This is a genomic window from Mycolicibacterium wolinskyi, assembly GCF_002101965.1.
GTDB classification, from domain to species: Bacteria; Actinomycetota; Actinomycetes; order Mycobacteriales; family Mycobacteriaceae; genus Mycobacterium; species Mycobacterium wolinskyi.
This window is the reverse complement of sequence record NZ_LQQA01000015.1, coordinates 403588-427456: the sequence shown is the minus strand read 5'-3', so window position 1 is coordinate 427456 and position 23869 is coordinate 403588. Positions and strand designations below refer to the sequence as shown.

22 protein-coding genes are annotated in these 23869 nt (G+C 66.9%); 11 read left to right on the top strand and 11 right to left on the bottom strand.

Annotated features, from left to right (window positions below; genetic code table 11):
- Position 1: 1 nt before the first annotated feature.
- A complete protein-coding gene (locus AWC31_RS16425; RefSeq protein ID WP_067857196.1) occupies positions 2 to 664 on the bottom strand; it encodes a TetR/AcrR family transcriptional regulator in 663 nt (220 codons plus the stop codon).
- A gap of 128 nt (positions 665 to 792) precedes the next feature.
- Between AWC31_RS16425 and AWC31_RS16420 the strand changes: the two genes are divergently transcribed.
- Entirely contained in the window at positions 793 to 2274 is a 1482-nt protein-coding gene (locus AWC31_RS16420; RefSeq protein ID WP_085145189.1) for a cytochrome P450, read from the top strand.
- Positions 2275 to 2296: 22 nt separating this feature from the next.
- On the opposite strand, the gene AWC31_RS16415 is transcribed toward AWC31_RS16420, so the two are convergent.
- From AWC31_RS16415 to AWC31_RS16390, 6 genes are all read right to left on the bottom strand, one after another.
- Positions 2297 to 2773 (bottom strand): 2-isopropylmalate synthase, encoded by a 477-nt coding sequence (locus AWC31_RS16415; RefSeq protein WP_085145188.1) that lies wholly within the window; start codon positions 2771 to 2773, stop codon positions 2297 to 2299.
- Positions 2774 to 2926: 153 nt separating this feature from the next.
- Entirely contained in the window at positions 2927 to 4174 is a 1248-nt protein-coding gene (locus tag AWC31_RS16410) for an amidohydrolase family protein (protein ID WP_234816879.1), read from the bottom strand.
- Positions 4171 to 4815 (bottom strand): GntR family transcriptional regulator, encoded by a 645-nt coding sequence (locus AWC31_RS16405; RefSeq protein WP_085145187.1) that lies wholly within the window; start codon positions 4813 to 4815, stop codon positions 4171 to 4173. Before AWC31_RS16405 ends, AWC31_RS16410 begins: the two co-directional genes overlap by 4 nt.
- Entirely contained in the window at positions 4812 to 5873 is a 1062-nt protein-coding gene (locus tag AWC31_RS16400) for an isopenicillin N synthase family dioxygenase (RefSeq protein ID WP_085145186.1), read from the bottom strand. Before AWC31_RS16400 ends, AWC31_RS16405 begins: the two co-directional genes overlap by 4 nt.
- Before the next feature lie 25 nt (positions 5874 to 5898).
- Positions 5899 to 6768 carry an ABC transporter permease gene (locus AWC31_RS16395; RefSeq protein WP_085145185.1) on the bottom strand — a complete coding sequence of 290 codons (870 nt, stop codon included), beginning with the start codon at positions 6766 to 6768 and terminating at the stop codon, positions 5899 to 5901.
- Positions 6765 to 7529 (bottom strand): ABC transporter ATP-binding protein, encoded by a 765-nt coding sequence (locus tag AWC31_RS16390; RefSeq protein ID WP_085145488.1) that lies wholly within the window; start codon positions 7527 to 7529, stop codon positions 6765 to 6767. The genes AWC31_RS16395 and AWC31_RS16390 overlap by 4 nt, the downstream gene beginning before the upstream one ends.
- Positions 7530 to 7830: 301 nt before the next feature.
- On the opposite strand from AWC31_RS16390, the gene AWC31_RS16385 reads away from it, so the two are divergent.
- The 3 genes from AWC31_RS16385 to AWC31_RS16375 all read left to right on the top strand — a co-directional run bounded on the left by AWC31_RS16385 (position 7831) and on the right by AWC31_RS16375 (position 10840).
- Positions 7831 to 8994, top strand: coding sequence for a nitrate ABC transporter substrate-binding protein (locus tag AWC31_RS16385; RefSeq protein ID WP_085145184.1), 1164 nt, complete (start codon positions 7831 to 7833; stop codon positions 8992 to 8994).
- A gap of 32 nt (positions 8995 to 9026) precedes the next feature.
- Positions 9027 to 9995: an isopenicillin N synthase family dioxygenase gene (locus AWC31_RS16380; RefSeq protein ID WP_085145183.1), complete on the top strand. Its 969-nt coding sequence runs from the start codon at positions 9027 to 9029 to the stop codon at positions 9993 to 9995.
- Positions 9996 to 10078: 83 nt separating this feature from the next.
- A complete protein-coding gene (locus tag AWC31_RS16375) occupies positions 10079 to 10840 on the top strand; it encodes a sulfite exporter TauE/SafE family protein (RefSeq protein ID WP_085145182.1) in 762 nt (253 codons plus the stop codon).
- 77 nt (positions 10841 to 10917) lie between these two features.
- Here AWC31_RS16375 and AWC31_RS16370 read toward each other — a convergent pair whose 3' ends face one another.
- Positions 10918 to 11979: a phosphotransferase family protein gene (locus AWC31_RS16370; protein ID WP_085145181.1), complete on the bottom strand. Its 1062-nt coding sequence runs from the start codon at positions 11977 to 11979 to the stop codon at positions 10918 to 10920.
- Between the two features lie 23 nt (positions 11980 to 12002).
- Positions 12003 to 12773: a class I SAM-dependent methyltransferase gene (locus AWC31_RS16365; protein WP_085145180.1), complete on the bottom strand. Its 771-nt coding sequence runs from the start codon at positions 12771 to 12773 to the stop codon at positions 12003 to 12005.
- A gap of 202 nt (positions 12774 to 12975) precedes the next feature.
- Here AWC31_RS16365 and AWC31_RS16360 point away from each other — a divergent pair, with 202 nt between their 5' ends.
- Positions 12976 to 13650 carry a winged helix-turn-helix transcriptional regulator gene (locus AWC31_RS16360; protein ID WP_085145179.1) on the top strand — a complete coding sequence of 225 codons (675 nt, stop codon included), beginning with the start codon at positions 12976 to 12978 and terminating at the stop codon, positions 13648 to 13650.
- Positions 13651 to 13654: 4 nt separating this feature from the next.
- Here the strand turns inward: AWC31_RS16360 and poxB are convergent, their stop codons facing one another.
- Both poxB and AWC31_RS16350 read right to left on the bottom strand, forming a co-directional pair.
- Complete coding sequence (poxB, locus tag AWC31_RS16355) at positions 13655 to 15391, bottom strand: ubiquinone-dependent pyruvate dehydrogenase (RefSeq protein WP_085145178.1); 1737 nt, start codon at positions 15389 to 15391, stop codon at positions 13655 to 13657.
- 24 nt (positions 15392 to 15415) lie between these two features.
- A complete protein-coding gene (locus AWC31_RS16350) occupies positions 15416 to 16183 on the bottom strand; it encodes an SDR family NAD(P)-dependent oxidoreductase (protein WP_067857157.1) in 768 nt (255 codons plus the stop codon).
- Positions 16184 to 16388: 205 nt separating this feature from the next.
- Between AWC31_RS16350 and AWC31_RS16345 the strand changes: the two genes are divergently transcribed.
- The 6 genes from AWC31_RS16345 to AWC31_RS16320 all read left to right on the top strand — a co-directional run bounded on the left by AWC31_RS16345 (position 16389) and on the right by AWC31_RS16320 (position 23866).
- The gene (locus AWC31_RS16345) at positions 16389 to 17909 is read left to right on the top strand and encodes a molybdopterin-dependent oxidoreductase (RefSeq protein WP_085145487.1); all 1521 of its coding nucleotides are present in this window, start codon (positions 16389 to 16391) and stop codon (positions 17907 to 17909) included.
- 115 nt (positions 17910 to 18024) lie between these two features.
- Positions 18025 to 18393 (top strand): GatB/YqeY domain-containing protein, encoded by a 369-nt coding sequence (locus AWC31_RS16340; protein WP_085145177.1) that lies wholly within the window; start codon positions 18025 to 18027, stop codon positions 18391 to 18393.
- Between the two features lie 21 nt (positions 18394 to 18414).
- Positions 18415 to 19950: an ATP-dependent DNA ligase gene (locus tag AWC31_RS16335; RefSeq protein WP_085145176.1), complete on the top strand. Its 1536-nt coding sequence runs from the start codon at positions 18415 to 18417 to the stop codon at positions 19948 to 19950.
- 92 nt (positions 19951 to 20042) lie between these two features.
- Positions 20043 to 22349 (top strand): carbon starvation CstA family protein, encoded by a 2307-nt coding sequence (locus tag AWC31_RS16330; protein ID WP_085145175.1) that lies wholly within the window; start codon positions 20043 to 20045, stop codon positions 22347 to 22349.
- Positions 22283 to 22486, top strand: a complete 204-nt coding sequence (locus AWC31_RS16325) for a YbdD/YjiX family protein (RefSeq protein WP_085145174.1) — start codon at positions 22283 to 22285, stop codon at positions 22484 to 22486. The genes AWC31_RS16330 and AWC31_RS16325 overlap by 67 nt, the downstream gene beginning before the upstream one ends.
- 93 nt (positions 22487 to 22579) lie before the next feature.
- On the top strand, positions 22580 to 23866 hold the full coding sequence (locus tag AWC31_RS16320; RefSeq protein WP_085145173.1) for an amidohydrolase family protein: 1287 nt from the start codon (positions 22580 to 22582) through the stop codon (positions 23864 to 23866).
- The last annotated feature ends 3 nt before the right edge of the window (positions 23867 to 23869 follow it).

The window sequence follows — 23869 nt, the reverse complement described above, 5'->3', positions numbered from 1 at the left end:
GTTATTCGGGCAGGCCACCCCACAGTGCGTTGAGCCACAGCCGCTCGACGATCTCGAGGGCGCGGCCGGGATCGGTATCCCGCCCGACGAAGGCCGAGTCGTGCGAGAGCGTCATCGCGGTCGTCGCGGTCAGGGTGCGAACGAGCGCAGGCAGGTCGTCGGAGATGGGGCGCGCGCCCTCGTCCTGTTCGATGAGGCCCACGATCTTGCCGATGACGACGTCTTCGAAGTCGTTCATCAACTCCCGGATCTGGGCATCGGTGTTCTGCGCGACCGTGCAGGCCGACATGATCGGGTCGTTGGTCGCGAACACCGCGGCCGCGCTGCCGACCATGCGCTTCGCGAACGCCGCGGGTGTCTCCCCCGGTTCGCGCGGTGCGTAGTCGTGGGTCAGCGCGGCAAGTTCTTCCATCGCATCAGCAAGGATCACCGCGAGCACCGCGTACTTCGAGTCGAAGTAGAAATAGAACCCCGACCGCGCCACGCCCGCGCGCTCGCTGATGGTGCTGACCGACAGGTCGGCGAACGACTCCTTCTCCAGCAGTTCCCGTACGGCTTTGACGATCGCGTCGCGTTGCCGGTCGCCCCGGCTTCGGCGGGCCTGCGGGGACGCGGGTGCGCCGACGGGGCCGTTGCTGCCCTCGGGTAGAGATTCGGCGGTCATGGCATTAAACCTTTGCACCGCGGCACGCCAGAACAAAACTTGACATGCGTCAAGTGTGGCATTCAGGATGGGGGTCACAGGTGACTTCCACCACAGACTTGCAGCGTCAGCAACGTCAGGAGCGGTATATGGCCACGATCAGCACCCCGCACTATCTTCTCGACCAGGCGAAGCGCCGGTTCACCCCGACGCCGAACACCATGCCCGGCATGGGTGCGGTCGAGAAGCGGCTCAAGGCCAAGGAGTGGGAGCAGTTCGTGTTCGCCGAGCCGCCGGCAGGCAGCGGCCTCAAACCGATCGTCGGCGACGCCGGTTTGCCGATCATCGGCCACATGATCGAGATCTTCCGCGGCGGCCCCGACTTCATCTTGGAGCTGTACCGCAAGTACGGGCCGATCTACTACGCGCAGTCGCCCGCGCTGTCATCGGTCATGGCGCTGGGCCCCGATGCCACGCAGGCCGTGTTCTCCAACCGCAACAAGGACTTCTCGCAGCGCGCGTGGGATCCGGTCATCGGGCCGTTCTTCGAAGGCGGGCTGATGCTGCTCGACTTCGACGAGCACATGTTCCATCGCCGGATCATGCAGGAGGCGTTCACGCGCACCCGGCTCACCGGCTACGTCTCCCACATCGACTCGGTGGCCTCGGCCGTGCTGGCCGACGACTGGGTGGCCAACGACCCGCGGTTCCTGTTCCACCCGGCGATCAAGGAGCTCACGCTCGACATCGCGTCCGAGGTGTTCATGGGCGTTCCCGCGGGCACCGACCGCGCCCTGGTCACCACGGTCAACCACGCGTTCACCACCACCACGCGCGCCGGCAACGCGATCGTGCGCAAGCCGGTACCGCCGCTGACCTGGTGGCGCGGGCTCAAGGCACGCAAGACTCTCGAGGATTACTTCTCCAGCCGCATCACCGAGAAGCGGCGATCGGAGAGCACCGACATGTTCAGCGTGCTGTGCCACGCGGCCGACGAGGACGGCCAGAGCTTCACCGACGATCAGATCGTCAGCCACATGATCTTCCTCATGATGGCCGCGCACGACACCTCCACGTCCACGATGACGACGATGGCCTACCACCTGGCCGCCAACCCCGAGTGGCAGGACCGGCTGCGGGAGGAATCCGAGCGCATCGGCGACGGTCCGCTGGACATCGAGGCGCTCGACAAGCTGGAGATGTACGACCTCGTGGTCAACGAGGCACTGCGGATGATGACGCCGCTGCCGTTCAACTTCCGTCAGGCCGTGCGCGATACCGATCTGCTGGGCTACTTCATCCCGGCCGGCACGAGCGTTGTCACCTGGCCGTCGATCAACCATCGGCTGCCGGAGTTGTGGACCGATCCCGAACGATTCGACCCGGAGCGCTTCGCCGAGCCACGCAACGAGCACAAGAAGCACCGCTATGCGTTCGCGCCGTTCGGCGGCGGCGCGCACAAGTGCATCGGCATGGTGTTCGGCCAGTTGGAGATCAAGACCGTCATGCACCGGCTGCTGCGCCGGTACCGGTTGGAGCTCGCACACCCCGGCTACAAGCCGCGCTACGACTACGGCGGCATGCCCGTGCCGATCGACGGCATGCCGATCGTGCTGCGACCACTGCAGTAGGTCTCCGCGGCCAAGCGGGCAATCAGGTTGCGGCCAACAACCGGTTGGCGCAGGCGATCACGGCACGCAGTGCCGACTGCTCCGGATCGTCGGCCAGACCCATCGCCCACTGGGTGTGCACGCCGTCGCTGCCCTTGATGAACGTGGCGGTCTGCCCGCCGGTCGGCAATTGGTGAAACGACGTGGTCTCGACGGCGATGCCGCGCTGATACAGCATCTCGGTCAACGCCGCCACCGGTCCGCTGGCGGCTGCGGTCGAGGTGCTGATGGTGTCGCCGATGGCCAGAGTGGCCCGATATCTGCGGGCCTGCGGTCCCAACCGGTCGGCATTGTCGGTGCAGGTCCAATGGCCCAACCGCAGTGGTCCCGCGCTGGGAGCGAATTCTGCCAGGAACGCGTCCCAGCAGATGGTGTCGCCCAGGGAGCGCAGATCACGTGGCAGCGGGGCGGTGAAGTTGGCCGCGAACGACGGGGCCTGGGGTGTTGAAGAAGGAAACATGTGCCGGTCTTCTCTGCTCAGAGGATGACCGACGAGTAGCGACGACCCACAGCGAGGGGTCGGTCAGATCAGACCCCGCTGCGGGTTGCTACTACGAGTCGCCTCGGCACGTTGGCGATCTTAGGCGCCGCTCCAGCAGTGACGCAAACATTTTCACGCCGTACAGGCGGTCCACGTTCTGGTCTCGCTGACCGACACCACCGCGCCGTCATGGATCACCACGCGGTCGGCGGGGGCCGTCGCCAACACCTCGAGCAATCCCGCGCCCCGCACGGCCAGCAGTTCCGCGCGCGCACCCGGCCGGGGTCCGGCGGCGGGCAGCCCCATCACGCGCCGCGCGTCGTCGGTCACCATCGCGATGGCGACCTCCGGATGAACGTGGCCGGCGATCACGGCCAGCGCCGCGGTCTCCAGCGCGTCGCTGCGCCCCAGCGGGTTGAACGGGTCGCGCACATTGTCGGCGCCCGCCGCGACGGGCACCCCGGCCTCCCGCAGCGCCGCGATCGCGGTGAGTCCCCGCGGTGTCGCGACCGGGTGGTCGCGCCCCTGCAGGTACAGGTTCGTGATGGGGTTGGCGACCACGCCGATGCCGGACTCGGCCACGCGCGGCAGAAGCCCGGCCAACTCGTCGGCGGTCATGGTGCCCAGCCGGGTGCAGTGACTGGCGGTGCGGATCCGGTCGGCGGGCCAGCAGCGCGCCCGCTGCGCGTACTGCGCGATGGTGTGGTGATCGCCAACCAGGAATTCGTCGGTGTGCAGGTCGGCGCCCACCCCGCGTTGTTCGGCGACGTCGAGCAGGCGGCCCAACTCGGCGTGGGGGTCGGCGGTGCTGTGCGGTGATCCACCGACGAGGTCGGCGCCGGCGTCGAGGGCGGCGTGCAGCAGGTCGGCGCCGGAGTAGTCCTTGAGCAGGGCCACGATCTCGATGTCGATCAGGTGGCGTAGTTGCTCGCGCACCGCCGCGACCGCGCGCACACCGCGCAGCGGATCGCCGGTGGGAAGAATGTCGACGTGGGTGCGCACCGCGGTGGTTCCGTTGCGCACCAAGGCAAGTGCCGCGGTCGCCGCACGGTCGCGGAACGACTCCTCGCCGAAGGCCGCCGAGCCCTGCCGCCAGCTGGCGATCGCGCCGTGCAGATCGGTGAGTTGCGGGCGCAACGTGTCCCAGGACAGCGCCTTGTCCAAATGGGCATGCGGTTCGGCCGGCGCGGTCATCAGCAGATAGCCGCGCAAGTCGACGGTCGCCTCGTCATCTCGGTCGGCGGCGGCGGGTGTCACCCGGGTGACGACGGCGTGGTCACCGTCGCGTCCGAGTTCGACGTCGACCACCGATCCGTCGATGAGGGTCGCCCCGGCCAGTAGTGAAACCTGTTTGGGTGATTGCTCTTTCATCATCCTCATGACCTGCGGGTGCGCACGTACAGTCCGGCGACATGGGCGCTGGCGGCCGCGCGGGCGCCTTCGGCGTCGCCGGCCTCGATCGCCGTGACGATGCGCTCGTGCTCGGCGACCGCCAGGCGCCGGTTGAGTTCGGTGACCCACATGTCGGAGCGGTACAGATGCGCCTGACCGTCGAGCCGCGCCAGCGCGTCACACAGCGAACGGTTGGCCGACGTCTCGCGGATCAGTGTGTGGAACTGCAGGTCCAGGGCCGCGTCGCGACGTTGGTCCGGCGGCTCGTCGAGCAGATCTCGTTGTACCTGCACCATTTTCGTCAGCTGCTCGACGGTGGCGCGGCCGGCCATCAGTGTGGCACTGTGCGCCGCAAGGCCGTCGAGAACCTCGCGGACTTCGAAGACCCCTTTGACAGCGGCGGCGTCCAGCGAGGCAACCCTGGCCCCGGCGTTGCGGGTGTGGGTGGCCAGCCCCTCATAGATCAACTGCTGCACGGCTTCCCGGACCGGGGTGCGGCTCACGTTGAGCCGCGCCGCCAGGGCCGGCACGCTCAGCGGGCTGCCCGGCGGCAGCTCACCGCTGAAGATCAGCTCCTGCAAGGCATCGTGGACCGAGTCGTTGAGCAGGGTCCGATCAGGGTCCGTCACCGCCGATCACTCGCAGCCGCGACCCGCGCCGCCTCCCGCAGGGACGCCTCCGGCGCCACACCGGTACGCAGACCAGCCACCTTCATCGCGATGTTCTCGGCCACGGTGATCGGCTCATACCCAACCTCACCCGGTGCCAACGTGCCCGGCAGCGCTTCGAGCACCGCGTCGTAGTTGCCGTCGAAGAAGAACGCGGCAGACCGGCGGCGCTGGATACGCCCGTCACGCACCGGCGGGTCGACCCGATGGATCGTCGACATCCACCGGTCGTTCGTCCAACGCGCCATGGCGTCGCCGAGGTTGATCAACAGCGCGCCGTCGATGGGCATCACATCGTGCCACCCACCGTCGCGGTCGAGCACCTGCAGCCCCGGCACCTGATCGGCCCACAGGATCGTCAGGATGCCGAAATCCGAGTGTGCACCCATGCCGGTGAGGTCACCGGCGAACTCGGTATCCCCTTCTGGCAGAGCGAAATTGTTCATCTTCAACACCTCGATCGAATGGTCGATCATCGGGTCGAAATAGCCATTCGACAAGCCGAGCGCGTCGGTGACCACCCGCATGAGAATCCGCGCGAGGTCCTGCGCTCGGGTGAAGTACTGCATCACCCCGGGCTGGAATCCCGGTGCTGCCTCCGGCCAGTTGTTGGCGGCATAGCCGTTCTCGGGCAGGTCGTGATCCGGAAACGACGACGCTTCGGTGCCGACGGTGTAGGCCTCGTAGTAGTCGTTCATCTTGTTGGCCGCCGCGATGCCCAGGCTCATGCTCAACGATTCGCTCTTCGGCGGGGAATAACCGCGGTTGGCGGCCGGATCGCGGCGATACCGCTTCTTGACATCGAGTGGCAGCGCGAAGAACTCGTCGAGCGCCGCCGTCAGTCCGGTGACCGTTTCGGGGTCCAGTCCGTGCCCGAAGATCTGCATGAATCCGGGCTCGCGGCACGCGGCGTCGAATTCTCGTGCCACCCGGGCGCATTCGGCGTCCGACGTGGCGTCGCCGCCGCGAAGGTAGGGGGCGATGTCGATCACGGGCACCGCGAATTCGCGCGTGGTCATGGTGGTTCCTTTGCTCGTAGGTCGGTCAGAGACGTTGTGCGGATTCGTGCCAGCTGCCCACGGCCCACCGGGTGAAGACGCGCATCGCGCCGAAAACCAGCACACCGAACACGGAGGCGAGCACGATCGCGGCGATGAGATCGTCGGATTGCAGACGGCCGCGGTACACGTCGAGAAGCGTGCCGATGCCGGGCTGGCCTTTCGCGAAGAACATGTCGCCGATGATGGCGCCCACCACCACGAGGCCGGAGGCGGTGGTGATACCGGTCAGGATCGTCGGGAGTGCCGCGCGCAGTTCGAGTTTCACCAGCCGGTCCCAGCGCGACGCGCCCGACAGGGTGAACAGTTCGTGCAGGCCCCGGTTCACCGACCGGATCCCGAAATGGGTGTTGGTGATGATCGGGAACACCGCGATCAGCACGCACACCAGGGTGCGCGCCGCCATGCCGTAGCCGAACCACAGGCCGATCAGCGGGACGATCGCCAGGATCGGAATCACCTGGATCACCACCGCATACGGGTAGATGATCCGTTCGATCCAGCGGGCCTGGCTCATGAGTATTCCGGTGCCGACGCCGACCACGACCGCGACGAGGAATCCGACCGCGGTCACTTGGGCGGTGACCGACAACGCGGCCAGCATCGGCCGCAGCGCAACCGGGTTGAGCAGCGAATCACGCAGCACATCGATGGGCGGCGGCAGCAGGAAACGCCGTTGCGGCGAGAGGATCCCGTAGCTGACCGCCGACCACGCCGCCAGGGCGCCGAGAAGGGACAGCAGCGGGTAACCCACCGCGATCACCATTCGCCGGCCTTTTCGACCGGTCCGGGATGGGGCCAAGGTGAGGCTGCGGGGCCGCACCGACGCGCCGAGCAGGGTTCCGATCGCGGTCATCGTTCCCTCCCATGCAGCATGCCCGAAACCTGTTCCACGTATCCGGTGAAGCGCGCGTCGAAGCGCAGGTCGGGCGTACGCGGATAGGGGAAGTCGATGTCGATGACGCCGGCGATGCGGCCGGGTCGCGGGGTCATCACGACCACCCGGTTGGCCAGGTACACCGCCTCGGCGACCGAGTGCGTGACGAACATGGCCGTGAATTGCTGTTGGGTGTAGAGGCGTTGCAGTTCCACCTGCATGTCCAGCCGCGTCATCTCGTCGAGGGCACCGAACGGCTCGTCGAGCAGCATCAGCTGAGGTGAGAGGGTCAGGGCTCGGGCGAGCGAAACCCGCATCTTCATGCCGCCGGACAGGGAGTTCGGCAACTGGTCGGCGAACTGTTGCAGGCCGACTGTCGAAATCGCCTCGGCGGCACGTCGTTTGGTGTCCGATCGGGGTATTTTGCCGAGCTCTGCGGACAACTCGACATTGGCGCGCACCGTACGCCACGGCAGCAGGGTCGGTTCCTGGAAGATGAATCCCACCGAATCGGTATCGAGGGCGACCGAGCCGGTGGTGGGCCGTTCCAGTCCCGCCGCCATCCGCAACAACGTGGACTTGCCGCAGCCCGAGGGCCCGACCACTGCGACGAAGGATCCACGTTCGATCTCCAGATCGACGCGGTCGATGGCGACGGTGCCGGTGGAAAAGCGCTTGGTCACATCGGCGAAGAGAACGCGCAGATTGCGGGTGAGCCGGCTCGCGTCGCCCTCATGCATCGGGTCGGCCAACTGTCGGACGGGGCGCTTGAACGGGGCAAGGGGCACTTCGGAACTCTCCGATCTGCATGCAACACGTTGTCGTCTGCGTAGGCCCAGAATTGATTACATGCATGACGTCCGCGTTGCCCTGCGTTACAGACACGTAAGCAAGTGGCCGAGATACTGGGCTTTTCAAGGCATTCCAGGCGTCCGCAACTGCCGGGGCGATCGGTAACACGAATGAAACGAAAGAGGTGACTGCATGTAATCCACGGTTGCGAGCGTGACCGCATCCCCAAACCAATCCCGAGGAGAGCCCGTGCCGAAGTCCACCCGCCGCGCCGGTGCCATTACTCTTGCCGTTGCCGCTCTCGTCACGTCGGCATGCGCCTACACATCCGAGAATGCCGGCGAGGCACCACAATCCGCGCCGACGGCCGGCGGCCCGAATCTCGCCGATGTCTGTCCGGAGAACATCGGAATCCAACTGCAGTGGCAGCCACAGTCCGACATGGGCGCGGTGTTCGCGATGCTGGGCCCGGGCTACCGCGTCGACACTGACGGCAAGTCGGTGACCGGTCCGCTGGTGGCCGGCGGCTTGGACACCGGCGTGGAGTTGACACTGAAGTCCGGTGGCCCCGCCATCGGCTTTCAGTCCGTGACATCCCAGATGTACGTGGATGATTCGGCGATGCTGGGCATCGTGCACGGCGATCAGTTGATCGCCGCCGCCGCCAAACAGCCGGTCGTCGGCGTGACGCCGCTGCTGAAGTACAGTCCCGCCATCCTGATGTGGGATCCGCAGAGCCACCCGCAGTGGTCGTCGGTGGCCGACATCGGCAAAACAGACACCACCGTCGTGGTGTCCAAGGACCAGATCTTCCCGCAGTGGATGGTGAGCAAGGGCCTGCTGAAGCAATCGCAGATCGACACCAGTTATGACGGGGCGCCGTCGCGCTTCGTCGGCGACCCGACGTTCGCACAGCAAGGTTTTGCGAATTCGGAGCCCTACACCTATGAGTTCGACACCCCGGCCTGGAGCCGGCCGGTCGCCTACGGGCTCATCAAAGACGTCGGCTATGACATCTACGCATCCAACGTCGTCGTCCGCGCCGACCGCCTACAGCAGTTCGCACCGTGCCTGCAGAAGCTCGTTCCCATCATCCAACAATCCGGCGTCGACTACGTCGCCGCGCCGGAGGAAACCAACAAGGTCATCGTCGACGTGGTCGGGCAGGATCCCACGTACTCCCCCTACACCGAGGCCGAGGCGGCCTACAGCGCGAAGCTGCTCACGGACAAGGGGCTGATGGCCAACGAGGACAGCGGTGCGTTCGGCGTCTACAACGAGGCCCGCGTGCAGCGCAACGTCGATGACCTCCGACCGGTGCTCGCGGCCACCGGCAACGACGTCCCCGACACCACCTCCGCCGCAGACCTTTTCACCAACCAGTTCACCGACAAGTCCATCTCCATCGGCTGACGGCGCCACGACAACTTGAGAGGCATCTTTCGATGACATCTGACATGACCGAACTGCAGCGTGAGCGCGGTATGGGCGGGCTGGGCACCGAACGAGCCCGCGAGGTCCGGCGCATCTCCCTGGCCGGCCTCGATACCCGGCGCGCCGACATTGCCGACGAATTGTGGTCGGCAGCTACCGATATCGGTTTCTTCCAGGTCGTCGACCACGGTATCGACCTGGACGACGTGGGGCGCGCGTTCGCGATGGCCGAGGCGTTCTTCGCACTGCCCGACGAGGTCAAGGCACGCCGGCCGAAGCGGTTCAACTCCGGCTGGGAGAGCCTGACGCAGATCCGCCCCTCGGTCGGAACACCCGACCAGAAGGAGTCCTACCAGGTCAGCCTGTCCGACATGGACGGGCTGTGGCCGACTGCCGAGGAACTGGCCGGGTTCCGGGAGACGATGCTGGACTTCGAGCACAAGTGCTGGGCATTGGCGATGGAGCTGCTCTCGCTCTTCGCCGACAAGCTGGGCTTCGACCGTGACTTCTTCACGCGCGCCCACGATCCTTCGTCCGCGACCTACCAGAGCACGCTCCGACTGTTGCACTACTTCGCCGTGCCGGCCGACGCCGACCTCGACGGAATGTGGCGGGCGGGGGCCCACACCGACTTCGACTGCCTCACACTGCTGTTCCAGCGCGCCGGCCAGGGCGGCTTGCAGGTGTGCCCGGGCAAAGAGTCCGCCGAGCAGGAGTGGACGCCGATCGAACCGTACGACGACGTGATCACCTGCAATATCGGCGACATGCTGATGCGGTGGAGTGACGATGCGCTGCCGTCGAACTTTCACCGTGTGCGCAGCCCCGGACCTGATGAGCACCGCGGAGCGCGCTACAGCATCGCATTCTTCGCTCAGGCCAACAGCGAGGTCATGATCGCGGGCCCGCACCGGAAGTATCCACCGATCAGCGCGAAAGACTACCTGCAACAACGCATCACAGCGAACTTCGCCAAGTAGCCGGACCGGCCGTCAGGCGGCCTGTGTCAGGCCAGTAGCGTATCGGGGATGCTCCCCCGCATCCGCATCGCTCAGACCAGCGCATGACCTTCGCGGACATCGCGCTGCTGTTCGTCGCCGGGATCGCCGGTGGACTGGCCGGCAGCATCGCCGGGCTGGCGTCGGTGGCCACCTATCCCGCCTTGCTGTTGGTCGGCTTGCCACCGGTGACGGCGAATGTGACCAACACCGTGGCGATGGTGTTCAACGGCATCGGCTCGGTGTGGGGATCGCGGCCCGAACTGGCGGGCCAGGGTGCGTGGCTCAAACGCGTCATTCCGATTGCCGCAATCGGGGGCGCGGCCGGTGCGGCGCTACTGCTGTGTACCCCGGCCGAGGGCTTCGAGAAGGTGGTGCCGTTCCTACTCGCGTTCGCGTCGGTGGCAATCTTGCTGCCGCGCAAGGAACATCGCGAAGCCCGGGTCGCCAGCCATCGCGATCACATGATCAAGGTTCTGGTCGAGGCCGGCGCGATCTTCTTGATCACCATCTACGGCGGCTATTTCGGCGCTGCGGCCGGTGTGCTGTTGTTGGCCCTGTTGTTGCGGGCGGGCGGTGCGACGCTACCGCATGCCAACGCGGGCAAGAACGTCCTCCTCGGGGTCGCGAACTCGGTCGCAGCGCTCGCGTTCGCGGTATTCGCGCCGGTGCACTGGGCTGCGGTGGCGCCGCTGGGTGTCGGATGCCTGATCGGCAGCCGGCTCGGTCCGATCGTCGTGCGGCATGCTCCCGCGACGCCGCTGCGGGTGCTCATTGGCGCGGCTGGGGTGACGCTGGCGGTCAAACTCGCCCTCGACGCCTACTGACTCCCGCGCGAGCAGACACTCCGGTACCCGGGAAAGCGCCTTCCTGGGTACGGCAGCGTCTGCTCGCGGGAGAAAAGTCAGCTGAAGGGACTGTCGCCCTTGGTCACCCGCGTGCCGAGCGCGATGAGGTTCTCGGCCGACGCATGCAACTGCTCACCGGCTTCGCGGCTGGCCTGCCCGGCCAGGTAACGCGACCAGGTGCCCTCGATGACGATGCCGAGCTTGAAGCACGCCAGCGCCACATACCAGTCGAGCCTTGAGGTTTCGCGTCCCCCGGCATCGCGGTACGCATCGAGCAGCTCACCGCGGCCCGCCAGATCGCCCAGTGCCGCAAGCGCAGCCCCGGCGTTTATCGGATTGGGGTCGTGGGGCCAGCACACCAGCATCCAGCCCAGATCGAGCAGTGGATCACCGACCGTGCACATCTCCCAGTCGATGAACGCGGCGAGCTCGGGCACCTCACGCCGCAGCAGCACATTGTTGAGGTGCGCGTCGCCGTGCATGATGCCCGGCTCACCGTCCGGTGGCCGGTTGTCTTCCAACCACCGAGCCAGCTCGCCCACGTCCGTCAGCGATTCGGGCTGGTAGTCGTCGTGGCGGTAGCTCTCCAGCAGCTTCAGAAACTGCGGAACCTGGCGTGCCAGAAAGGATCCCGGCCGCCGGATCGCCGCAAGCTCGCTGTTCTCCCACGCCACGTTCCCGAGCTGCGCCAAACTGCCCGCGTATGACAGGCCGACGCGGTGGCGCATACCCGCATCCTGGTACGCCGGCGCCACTTCGTTCCCGGGGTTGAAGCCGTCAACCTCTTCCATCAGGTAGAACACCACGCCGAGCACGTCGAGGTCGGTGCAGCCGGCGATGAAGCCGGGATGGGGAACGCCCGACCCGGCCAGGGTGCGCAGCACGGCGATCTCACGCATCATCGTCTTGTCGCTCGTGGGGCGGGGATGCACGGGTGGGCGGCGCAGCACCATCGGCCGTCCGTCCAGGTGCAGCCGCACGACGATGTTCTGCGTTCCCCCGGTCAGCGGCGCCACATCGGTCACCCGGGACCCGATTCCCTGCGCCCGAACCCACCGCTGAAGCGCGGCCTGATCGGTATCGCTCAACGTTGGCAGCTGCTGCACATCACCGGGCATGCAGACATCGTGCCAGCAGTCCTTCAGTTCTTGCGGGCGGTCACCAACAAGTACTCCCACTCCATCGTCGAGCCACCCTGGAGGAAATCATCGCCGATCCGCGCGATGTCGGCGTCGAGCGCCGCGACGCGGTCCTCATTTCCCTCGATGTTGCGGTACGCCGCGATCGTGGGCCCGTACACGGACTTGAAGTAATCGCGGAAGGCGGCGCCGTCGGCGAAGTGGTCGACGGTCAGCGTGCGCCGTTCGGTGACGACATCGCCGACCCGGTCGCCGAGCAGCCCACGCACATGGTCCTCTTGGCCCCACAGCGGAGGCGGCTGCGCGCCGGGCGGCGGCGCGGGCACATAGGCTTTCATCGTCGCGAACAGCCGCCCGATGTGCCCCTCGGGGGTCCAGCTGAGCACCCCCAGCCTGCCGCCCGGTTTGCACACCCGGATCAATTCGTCGGCGGCCTGCTGGTGGAACGGCGCGAACATGACGCCGATGCACGACATGACGACATCGAATTCGTCGTCCCCGAACGGCAATTGATGTGCGTTGGCCTCCCGCCATTCGAGTTCGACGCCGCGCTCGGCAGCCAGCGCGCGGCCATGCTCGAGTAGCTCCGGACACAGGTCACTGGCGATGACGCTGGCGCCGGTCTGCGCGGCGGGGATCGCCGCGTTCCCGGTCCCGGCGGCCACGTCGAGCACCCGGTCGCCCGGGCCGATGCCGCAGGCTTTCACAAGGACGGGGCCGAGTGGCGATACGAGTTCGGCCGCGAGTTTCGGATAGTCGCCGGACGCCCACATGGCGCGATGTTTGGCCGCTATCTCACGATCGGATATCACGGAGTTCACGGGAGGGCTCCTCTCAGACGGTTGCGACCATCGTCACGCCGGCGGCCCACGCGGTCCAGTACCAGATCTGTACCAGGGGTGGTTCAAAATCTGTATTGGCTTCGGCGGCTATCAGCGGTGTACTTATGCGCAGGGTCTCCTGGAGGTGTCGCCGATGTCGACCTACGGTCAGTTCTGCCCCGTGGCCAAGGCCATGGAACTTCTCGATGAGCGTTGGACCCTGCTCGTGGTCCGTGAGCTGCTGCTGGGCAGCACCCATTTCAACGATCTGCGCCGGGGCGTGCCGAAGATGTCGCCTGCCCTGTTGTCGAAGCGACTCAAGTCGCTCACCCGCGCCGGCGTCATCGAACGCAGCGAGATCGACGGCCGGGCAACGTATTCCCTCACGCCGTGCGGGCGGGAGCTGGCCGGTGTCGTCGATGCGCTCGGCGCCTGGGGGGTGCGGTGGATCGGCGACCTCGGCGAGGAAGACCTCGACCCGCACCTGCTCTTCTGGGACATGCGCCGCACGATTCCCATCGACGACTGGCCACGCACACGCACCACCGTCGCGTTCATTCTCGACGGTGTGGCACCGAAGGCGTCGCGTTGGTGGTTGGTGGTCGCCGACGGGCAGGCCGATGTGTGCGACTTCGATCCCGGCTATGACGTCACCGGCACGGTCGAAACCACCCTCGCCACGCTCACCCGCATCTGGCGGGGCGATGTCGGCTGGTCGCATGCGGTGCTCGACGGAACCGTCGCACTCTCGGGGCCCGCCGAAGTCCGTCGCGCCATCCCGAAGTGGCTCGGACAGAGCCTGTCGGCGGCGATCCCGAGACCGGCCTGAGCGCTCAGTCCAGCAGCCGGCGCGCGACGTTGGTACTGACGAGATCGAGTAGTTCGTCGGCGCGGCCGGCCAGGATGGTGCGGATCGCGTACAACGAAAAGCCTTTGGCCTGTTCGGCGGTGATCGCCGGGGGTATCGAGAGCTCTTGGCGTGCGGTGACGACGTCGACGACGGCCGGCCCGTCGTGGGCGAACGCGTCGCGCAGCGCTGTTTCGAGGTGGCCCGGTTCGGTCACCCGCCTGCCGAAGACACCCATCGACTGCGCGACCGCCGCGAAGTCCGGGTTCACCAGATCGGTACCGAACGTGACGATGCCTGCCGCCTTCATCTCCAGTTCGACGAAGTTCAGCGACGAGTTGTTGAAGACGATCAGCTTGACCGGCAGGCGGTTCTGGATGAGCGTGACGAGTTCGCCGAACAGCATCGTCAAGCCACCGTCACCGGCCAGCGCAACCACCTGCCGGTTGGGGAACGCGGTCTGCGCACCGATGGCGTGCGGCAGGGCGTTCGCCATCGTGCCGTGGTTGAACGAGCCGATGAGGCGGCGCCTGCCGTTCATCGTCAGGTATCGCGCCGCCCACACCACCGGCGATCCGACGTCGCAGGTGAACACGGCGTCGTCGGCCGCGAGCCGGTTGGCAAGGCCCGCAACGTATTCGGGCCGGATCGGGGTGCGGTCGCGGTCGTTGACCGCAAGGGCGTCGAGCGATTTGCGGGTCTTGCGGTAGTGCGACAGCGCCCGCTCGAGGTGTTCGCGGTCCTGTTTGGGTCGCAGCAGCGGCATGAGCGCGGCCAGTGTGTCTTTGACGGTTCCGCGCAGGCCGAGGTCGATCGGGGTTCGCCTGCCGAGGTTGCGGCCGCGGATGTCGACCTGGATGATTTTGGCGCCCTCGGGATAGAACTGCTGATACGGGAAGTCGGTGCCGAGCATCAGCAGTGTGTCGGCCTCCTTGATGGCCTTGTAGCCGGAGGCGAACCCGAGCAGCCCGGTCATCCCGACGTCGAACGGGTTGTCGTATTCGATGAACTCCTTGCCGCGCAACGCATGCACGATGGGCGCCTCCAGCATCGTGGCGAGTTGGATCAGCGCGTCATGCGATCCGGCCACGCCCGCCCCGCCGAGGATGGTGACGTGCCTGGCGGCGTTGAGGATGTCGGCGGCCCGGCGCAGCGACTCGTCGTCGGGGCGCATCACCGAGCGGGTCGGCAGCACCGGCCGCAGTGCCCACTCGGTCTCGGCGGCTCGCTGCAAGAAGATCTCACCGGGGATGACGACGACGGCGACGCCGTTCTCCTCTACCGCGGCGCGCATGGCCATCTGCAGGATGCGCGGCGCCATCTCCGGGGTGCTGACGAGTTCGCAATAGACGCTGCACTCGCGGAACAGGTCCTGCGGGTGGGTCTCCTGGAAATACTCCGACCCGATCTCGGTGCGCGGAATGTGCGCGGCGATCGCCAGCACCGGTACGCGGCTGCGGTGCGCGTCGAACAGGCCGTTGATCAGATGCAGATTGCCCGGACCGCAACTGCCCGCACACACCGCCAGTTGCCCGGTCAGGCCGGCGTCGGCGGCGGCAGCGAACGCCGCCGACTCCTCGTGGCGAACGTGTTCCCACGAGATGTCACCGCTGCGGCGAATGGCGTCGGTGAATCCGTTGAGGCTGTCGCCGGGAAGCCCGTAGACCCGGCGGACGCCGCTGATCTTGAGCGCAGAGATGACGTGATCAGCGACAGTCGCCATGGCCGAAGCGTAGCGCGGCCGCCCCTACTTGGGGGCGAAGCGCTGGCCGGCGTCCAAGCGGATGCACTGGCCGTTGAGCATCGCGTTCTCCACGATCGCCACCGCGAGTTTGGCGTACTCCTCGGGCCGGCCCAGCCGCTTGGGGAACGCGGCGTCCTTGGTCAGCACGTTGGCGAACTCGTCCGGGATGCCCTCGGTGAGGCCCGTCGCGAACAGGCTCGGCGCGATCGCCAGCGCGCGAATGCCCAAGCTTCCGAGGTCACGTGCCATGGTCAGGCACATACCGGCGATCGCGGCCTTGGACGCGGTATAGGCGACCTGACCGATCTGGCCCTCGAACGCCGCGATCGAGGCGGTGTTGATGATGACGCCGCGTTCCTCGGCCTCGGCGTCGACCGGTTCGTTCTTGCTCATGTGCCACGCCGCGAGCCGGCTGATGTTGAACGTGCCGATGAGGTTGAGGTCGATGCTCGCCCGGAACGAATCGAGGCTGTGCGGGCCGTCCTTCTTGATCGTGCGTTCGCCGATGCCACCGCCCGCCGTCGTCACCGCGATGTGCAGGCCGCCCAATGCGTCGACTGCGCGCTGCAGAGTCTCTTCGGTGCCCGCGAAGTCGGTGACGTCGACCTCGAAGAACGAGCCACCGATCTGATCGGCCACTTCCTGACCCTTCGACTGCGGCCGGTCCAGCACCGCGACGCTGGCACCACGCTTGGCCAGCGCCTCCGCGGTGGCCCGGCCGAAGCCCGACGCGCCGCCGACAACGACAGCCTTCTTGCCTTCGATCTCCATCTAGCTCCCTTTCCAAAAATGACCGAAATCGTAAAGTAACTTAACCCATGAAGGCTTCCGGTAAGGCTTTCGGGTTCTAGCCGCGCGCAAACGCACATGTCACGACTTCGTAAGGTCTGCACGCCGGCCGCGGCGGTAGGTTTTGACCATGGCAGATCGCGGGCTCAGCACTCCGGCCCCGGATCGCACCCGTCCCGCGGCACCGATGGCCGGCGTCGCCGCCGCGGCCGTCGCACTCGGCGTCGCCGAGATCGTCGCCGTGCCGTTCGGACCCGCCGCCGACGCGCGCACGGCGGTCGGCTCGGCCGTCATCGACCTGACACCGGGCCCGGTGAAGGAATGGGCCATCACGACATTCGGCACTGCGGACAAACTGGTGCTGACGCTGCTCGTGCTCGCGGTCATCGCGGTGATCGCCGCGCTCACCGCCCCGTGGGAAACCCGCAGGGTGCCGGTGGGCAGCATCGCGATCGGCCTCGGCGGTGTGCTCGGCTGCGCGGCCGTGCTGTCGCGCCCTGGCGCGTCGGGGTGGGCGATCGTGCCGACCCTCGTCGGAGCGGTGTGCGGTATCGCGGTGCTGCGCCTGCTCACGTCGGGCCGATTCGGCGATCCGCCCGCGAACTCCGAACCCGACGACGGGTTCGACCCGGGCCGGCGGCTCTCACTCATCACCCTCGGGTTTCTGACCGCGGGCGCGGTGACGGGTGTGGCGGGCGCCGTGCTGTCGCGGCTCGCCGCATCGGTGGCCGACGACCGCAACGCGTTCGCGCTGCCGCGCGCGGCGGTTCCCGCACCGCCCGTACCGCCGACCGTGCAACCGGCGGATGTGGCGCTGCCGTCGTTCATCACCCCGACGCCGCAGTTCTACCGGATCGACACCGCGTTGAGCGTGCCGCAGCTCAGCCGCGCCGACTGGGCACTGCGCATCCACGGCATGACCGACCGCGAAGTCGTCTACCGGTTCGCCGACCTGGAGCGGTTCGAGGTCGTCGAAAAGGTCGTCACCCTCACGTGCGTGTCCAACGTCGTTGGCGGCGACTTGATCTCGACCGCCCGCTGGACCGGCTACCGCGTCCGCGATCTACTCGCCGAGGCCGGCGTGTCGCCGGATGCCGACATGGTGCTCTCGACGTCGATCGACGGATTCACCGCGGGCACACCGGTGCAAGCACTCACCGACGACCGCGACGCGCTGCTGGTGATCGGCATGAACGGCGAGCCACTGCCGCCCAAGCACGGTTATCCGGCCAGGCTCGTGGTGCCCGGGCTGTACGGCTACGTGTCGGCGACCAAGTGGGTGGTCGATCTGGAGCTGACCCGATTCGACCGCGCCGAGGCGTACTGGACCAAGCTCGGCTGGGCCGCGCACGGCCCGATCAAGACCGAGTCGCGCATCGACGTCCCCCGCGACGGCCAGGAGGTCAGCCGCGAGCCGGTCCGCTTCGGTGGCGTCGCGTGGGCCCAGAATCGCGGCGTGCGCACCGTCGAGGTCAAGATCGACGGCCCGAACCGGCAAGGCGACTGGGCGGCGGCCGAGTTGGGCGCTGCCTACTCCGCTGACACCTGGCGGTTGTGGAGCTTCGACTGGACGGCCACCGAAACCGGTGCGCACACAATCACGGTGCGCGCCACCGACAACACCGGCGCGGTGCAGACCCCGGATCGCGCCGACCCCGTCCCCGACGGCGCGACCGGCTGGCACACCGTCACCTTCGACGTGGCCTGATCACCCCTCTGATCACCCCGCACCGCGAGCGACCGTGTCTGTACGGCGCCACGCCGCATTTCGCCGTGCAAAAGCGGTCGCTCACGGCGCAACACATCGCATAGGTTGGCGTGCCATGACACCGGCACAGCAATGGCGCGACACGCTCCGTCAGTCCCTGCTGTCAGCGCGCAAGGCGCGTGACACCGCACGCGTCGCGGCGATCCGCTCGGCGCTGAGCGCGATCGACAACGCCGAGACGCCCGACGCCGTCACGCTCGACGCGAACATGGACGGGCCCGTCGCAGGCGCACTGTCGGGCCTCGGCGCGGGAGAGGTCGCCCGACGCGAACTCACCGACGGCGAGATCCGCGACCTGATTCAGGCCGAGATCGACGAACGCCTCGCCGCCGCAGAGCAATACACCGCAGGCGGTCACCACACCCAAGCAGCCGATCTGCGCTCACAGGCCGAGGTGCTCGCCGAAGCCCTCGGCGATGTCTGAGCACCGTGGCACGCTGAGGGGATGTTGCTCGCCGAAGTCGCTGCCGCCTCCACCGACGTCGCGGCGGCTTCGGCGCGGCTGGCGAAGATCGGCCGCATCGCCACACTGCTGACCCACGTCGCCGGCGACGGCGATGCCCGGGCCGTGGCGGTCACCGTGTCGTGGCTGTCCGGCGAACTGCCGCAGCGCCAGATCGGGGTCGGTTGGGCGGCGTTGCGTTCGCTGCCCGCGCCCGCGGCGACAGCCACGCTGACCGTCGTCGACGTCGATGCCTGCTTCAGCGAGATCGGTGGCGTCTCCGGCAAGGGTTCGCAGGCCCGGCGGGCCGAACTCGTACGCGATCTGTTCAGCACGGCCACCGACACCGAGCAGACGTTCCTGCGCCGGTTGCTCGGCGGCGAGTTGCGCCAGGGCGCGCTGGCCGGGGTCATGGCCGATGCCGTCGCCAAGGCCTCGGGCATCCCCGCGCCCGAGGTCCGGCGCGCGGCCATGCTGGCCGGTGACCTGCCCGCGGTCGCCGCCGCGGCGCTCACGGGAGGCAGCGCCGCCCTTGAGGAGTTCCGTTTGCAGGTCGGCCGCCCGGTCGGGCCGATGCTCGCGCAGACCGCGACCGGCGTCGCTGATGCGCTGGAACGGCTTGGCGGCAAAGCCGTTCTGGAGGCGAAGCTCGACGGCGCACGGGTACAGATCCACCGCAAGGGCGCCGAGGTGTCGGTCTACACCCGCAGCCTCGACGACGTAACCTCGCGCCTGCCCGAGGTGGTCGAGGCGACGCGGGCACTTCCGGCCAACGAGCTGATCGCCGACGCCGAAGCCATCGCGTTGCGCCCGGACGGTCGCCCGCACCGATTTCAGGTCACCGCAGCCAGGTTCGGCAGCAAGAACCCGCGCGATCTCGAGCCGCTGTCGGTGTTCTTCTTCGACCTGTTGCATGTCGACGGTCGGGATCTGCTCGACCTGCCCACCCACGAGCGGCTCGCGGCACTCGACGCGATCGTGCCGGATGCGCAGCGCGTCGACCGCCTGGTGACGACGGAAGCCGGCGCGGCACAAGAATTCCTCGACCGCACCTTGGCTGCCGGGCACGAAGGCGTGATGGCGAAGTCGCCGACGGCACCGTACGAAGCCGGCCGGCGGGGTGCGGGCTGGCTGAAGGTCAAGCCTGTGCACACTCTGGATCTGGTGGTCCTCGCCGTCGAGTGGGGCTCGGGTCGACGCACCGGCAAACTGTCGAATATCCATCTGGGCGCCCGGGATCCGGCCACCGGCGGTTTCGTCATGTTGGGCAAGACGTTCAAGGGCATGACCGACGCCATGCTCGATTGGCAGACGACCCGCTTCACCGAGCTGGCCGACGGCCCGACCGACGGCTACGTCGTCAAGGTGCGGCCCGAGCAGGTCGTCGAGATCGCATTCGACGGTGTGCAGAAATCCACGCGGTATCCGGGCGGGATGGCATTGCGATTCGCGCGGGTCCTGCGATACCGCGACGACAAGGCGCCGGCCGAGGCCGATACGGTCGACACCGTCCGCGCATTCTACGAACGCGGCGGATAACACTCGATACCGGGAATTACAGCCGCATCGTTTCGTGCGATGCAAGGATCGGAATCGATACGCACACGACACCGGGCCAGCGAGGAGAGACCGTGGCTACACCTGATGCCCCAACGGCGGATCGCATCGAGGAGCACGACGGCGACATCACCTATATCCGCACGGACAAAGATCTGCCGCCGGTGGCGATCATCGACCGCTCGCCGATCACCACCAAGCACAAGATCATCTTCGCGATCATCGCACTGGTGGGTGCGGTGGCCTGGGCCGTCATCGCGTTCTTCCGCGGGGAAACGGTCAACGCGGTCTGGTTCGTGATCGCCGCGATCTGTACCTACGTCATCGGATTCCGGTTCTACGCGCGGCTGATCGAGATGAAGATCGTCAAGCCCCGTGACGACAACGCCACTCCGGCCGAGCTTTTCGAGAACGGCACCGATTACATGCCGACCGACCGCCGGGTGCTGTTCGGTCATCACTTCGCCGCGATCGCCGGCGCAGGCCCGCTCGTCGGCCCGGTCCTGGCGATGCAGATGGGTTATCTGCCCGGCACGATCTGGATCATCATCGGTGCGGTGCTGGCCGGTTGTGTGCAGGACTATCTCGTGCTGTCGATCTCGACCCGCCGCCGTGGCCGGTCGCTGGGTCAGATGGCCCGCGACGAACTCGGCGCCGTCGGTGGCGTGGCCGCGATCGTCGGCGTCCTGGCCATCATGGTGATTCTGCTCGCGGTGCTGGCGCTGGTGGTGGTCGGCGCGCTCGCCGAGAGCCCGTGGGGCGTCTTCTCGATTGCGATGACGATCCCCATCGCGCTGTTCATGGGTGTGTACCTGCGCTTCCTGCGCCCCGGCCGGGTGTCTGAGGTGTCGCTCATCGGTGTCGCCCTGCTGCTGCTCGCAGTCGTCGCCGGCGGCTGGGTTGCCGAAACAGACTGGGGTGCAGACTGGTTCACCCTGTCGAAGGTGACGCTGTCTTGGTGCCTCATCATCTACGGCTTCGCCGCCTCGGTGCTGCCGGTCTGGCTGCTGCTGGCGCCCCGCGACTACCTGTCCACGTTCATGAAGGTGGGCACCATCGCGCTGCTCGCGATCGGCATCCTCATCGCCCAACCCGTCATGCAGGCCCCCGCGATCTCCGACTTCGCCACACGCGGCGACGGCCCGGTGTTCGCAGGTTCGCTGTTCCCCTTCCTGTTCATCACCATTGCCTGCGGTGCCCTGTCGGGCTTCCATGCCCTGATCTCGTCGGGCACCACACCGAAGTTGGTGGAGAAGGAAAGCCAGATGCGGCTCATCGGCTACGGCGGCATGCTCACCGAGTCGTTCGTCGCGATCATGGCACTGATCACCGCGGCGATCCTCAACCAGCATCTGTACTTCACCCTCAACGCACCGACGGCCCAGACCGGTGGCACGGCGGAAACCGCAGCCGCCTATGCCAACAGCCTCGGATTGTCCGGGCCCGACATCACGCCCGAGCAGATCACCCAGGCCGCCGAAGACGTCGGCGAGGAGTCGATCGTGTCGCGCACCGGCGGCGCCCCGACACTGGCGATCGGCATATCCGAGGTGCTCCATCAGGTCTTCGGCGGCGAAGGGCTCAAGGCCTTCTGGTATCACTTCGCGATCATGTTCGAAGCGCTGTTCATTCTCACCACCGTCGACGCCGGCACCCGGGTGGCCCGGTTCATGTTGTCGGACGGCCTGAGCAACCTCGGGGGGCCGCTGCGCAAGCTCAAGGATCCGAGCTGGCGCGTCGGCGCCTGGATCTGCAGCGTGCTGGTGGTCGCAGGCTGGGGCAGCATCTTGCTGATGGGTGTCACCGATCCGCTCGGCGGCATCAATACCCTTTTCCCGTTGTTCGGCATCGCGAACCAGCTTCTGGCCGCGATCGCGCTGACCGTGGTCACCGTGGTGGTCATCAAGAAGGGCTTGCTGAAATGGGCGTGGATTCCCGCGATTCCGCTGGTGTGGGATCTCATCGTCACGCTGACGGCGTCCTGGCAGAAGATCTTCTCCGGCGATCCCCGGGTGGGGTACTGGACGCAGCATTTCCGTTATCGCGAGGCGCAGGACGCGGGTGCGACGACGTTCGGGGCGGCGAAGAATCCCGATGAGATCAGCGACGTCATCCGCAACACGTTCATCCAGGGCACCCTGTCAATCGTGTTCGCGCTGCTCGTGATCATCGTGTTCGTGGCCGGTGTCATCGTGGCCCTCAGAGCGATTCAAGGCACCGGTAAACCGATGACCGAGGACGAGCCCGTGCCATCGCGCATCTTCGCACCATCCGGCCTGATCCCGACTTCGGCGGAAAAGGAGGTGGGTAAACAGTGGGACGCATTGCCGGGCGCGCACGCGCGGCCGCACGCCAAATCGGCTGGTACTGGGGCACATTGATGGGTGACAACCACTATCGGCGGTACGTCGAGCACCGGGCCCGCACCCATCCCGGTGAGCCGGTGCTCTCCGAGCGCGACTACTGGAAGATGCGCCACCGCAACACGGATGCGAACCCGTCGGCACGCTGCTGCTGACGGGTCGAATCTGCGCGATCACCTGTCCTGCCAGGACGACATTCCGCTAAACTGTCGCCCATACGGTAAGGCCGTCGTGAATGGAGCGCGCCCGTGAACAAAGACGACATGATCCTGATCAGCGTTGACGATCACATCGTCGAACCGCCTGACATGTTCAAGAATCACCTGCCGAAGAAGTACGTCGACGAGGCGCCACGTCTCGTTCACAACCCCGATGGCTCGGATACATGGCAGTTCCGCGACATCGTCATCCCCAACGTGGCACTCAACGCGGTGGCGGGCCGGCCCAAGGAGGAATACGGCCTCGAGCCCCAGGGCCTCGACGAGATCCGTAAGGGCTGTTACAACGTCGACGAGCGGGTCAAGGACATGAACGCCGGCGGCATCCTCGGCTCGATCTGCTTCCCGTCCTTCCCCGGCTTCGCCGGGCGCCTGTTCGCCACCGAGGATCCCGAGTTCTCGCTCGCACTCGTGCAGGCCTACAACGACTGGCACATCGACGAATGGTGCGGCGCCTACCCGGCCCGCTTCATCCCGATGGCGCTTCCGGTGATCTGGGATGCCGAGGCCTGCGCCGACGAGGTGCGGCGGGTGTCGAAGAAAGGCGTGCACGCGCTCACGTTCACCGAGAACCCAGCGGCCATGGGATATCCGAGTTTCCACGACGATTACTGGACGCCCCTGTGGAAAGCATTGTGCGACACCAACACCGTGCTCAACGTGCACATCGGGTCCTCGGGCAAGCTCGCGATCACCGCCCCGGACGCGCCACTGGACGTGATGATCACGCTCCAGCCGATGAACATCGTGCAGGCGGCGGCAGATCTGTTGTGGTCCAAGCCCATCAAGGACTATCCGGATCTCAAGATCGGGCTCAGCGAGGGTGGCACCGGATGGATTCCGTACTTCCTCGAGCGTGTCGATCGCACCTACGAGATGCACTCGACCTGGACGCATCAGAACTTCGGCGGCAAGTTGCCCAGTGAGGTGTTCCGTGACCACTTCCTGACGTGCTTCATCTCCGATCCGGTGGGCGTGGCGCTGCGCAACAAGATCGGCATCGACAACATCTGCTGGGAAGCCGATTACCCGCACAGCGACTCGATGTGGCCCGGCGCGCCCGAGGAGCTGTGGGAGGTGCTGACCGAGAACAACGTGCCCGACGACGAGATCAACAAGATGACGTACGAGAATGCCATGCGGTGGTACTCATTCGATCCGTTCAGCCACATCTCGCGGGAACAGGCCACCGTCGGCGCGCTGCGCGAGGCCGCCGAAGGCCACGACGTGTCGATCCGGGCGTTGAGCCATCACGAGAAGGGCACCCGCGGCGACGCACTGCACGCCGCGGCGCGCGGTAACTCGGGTAGCGAGTAGCGG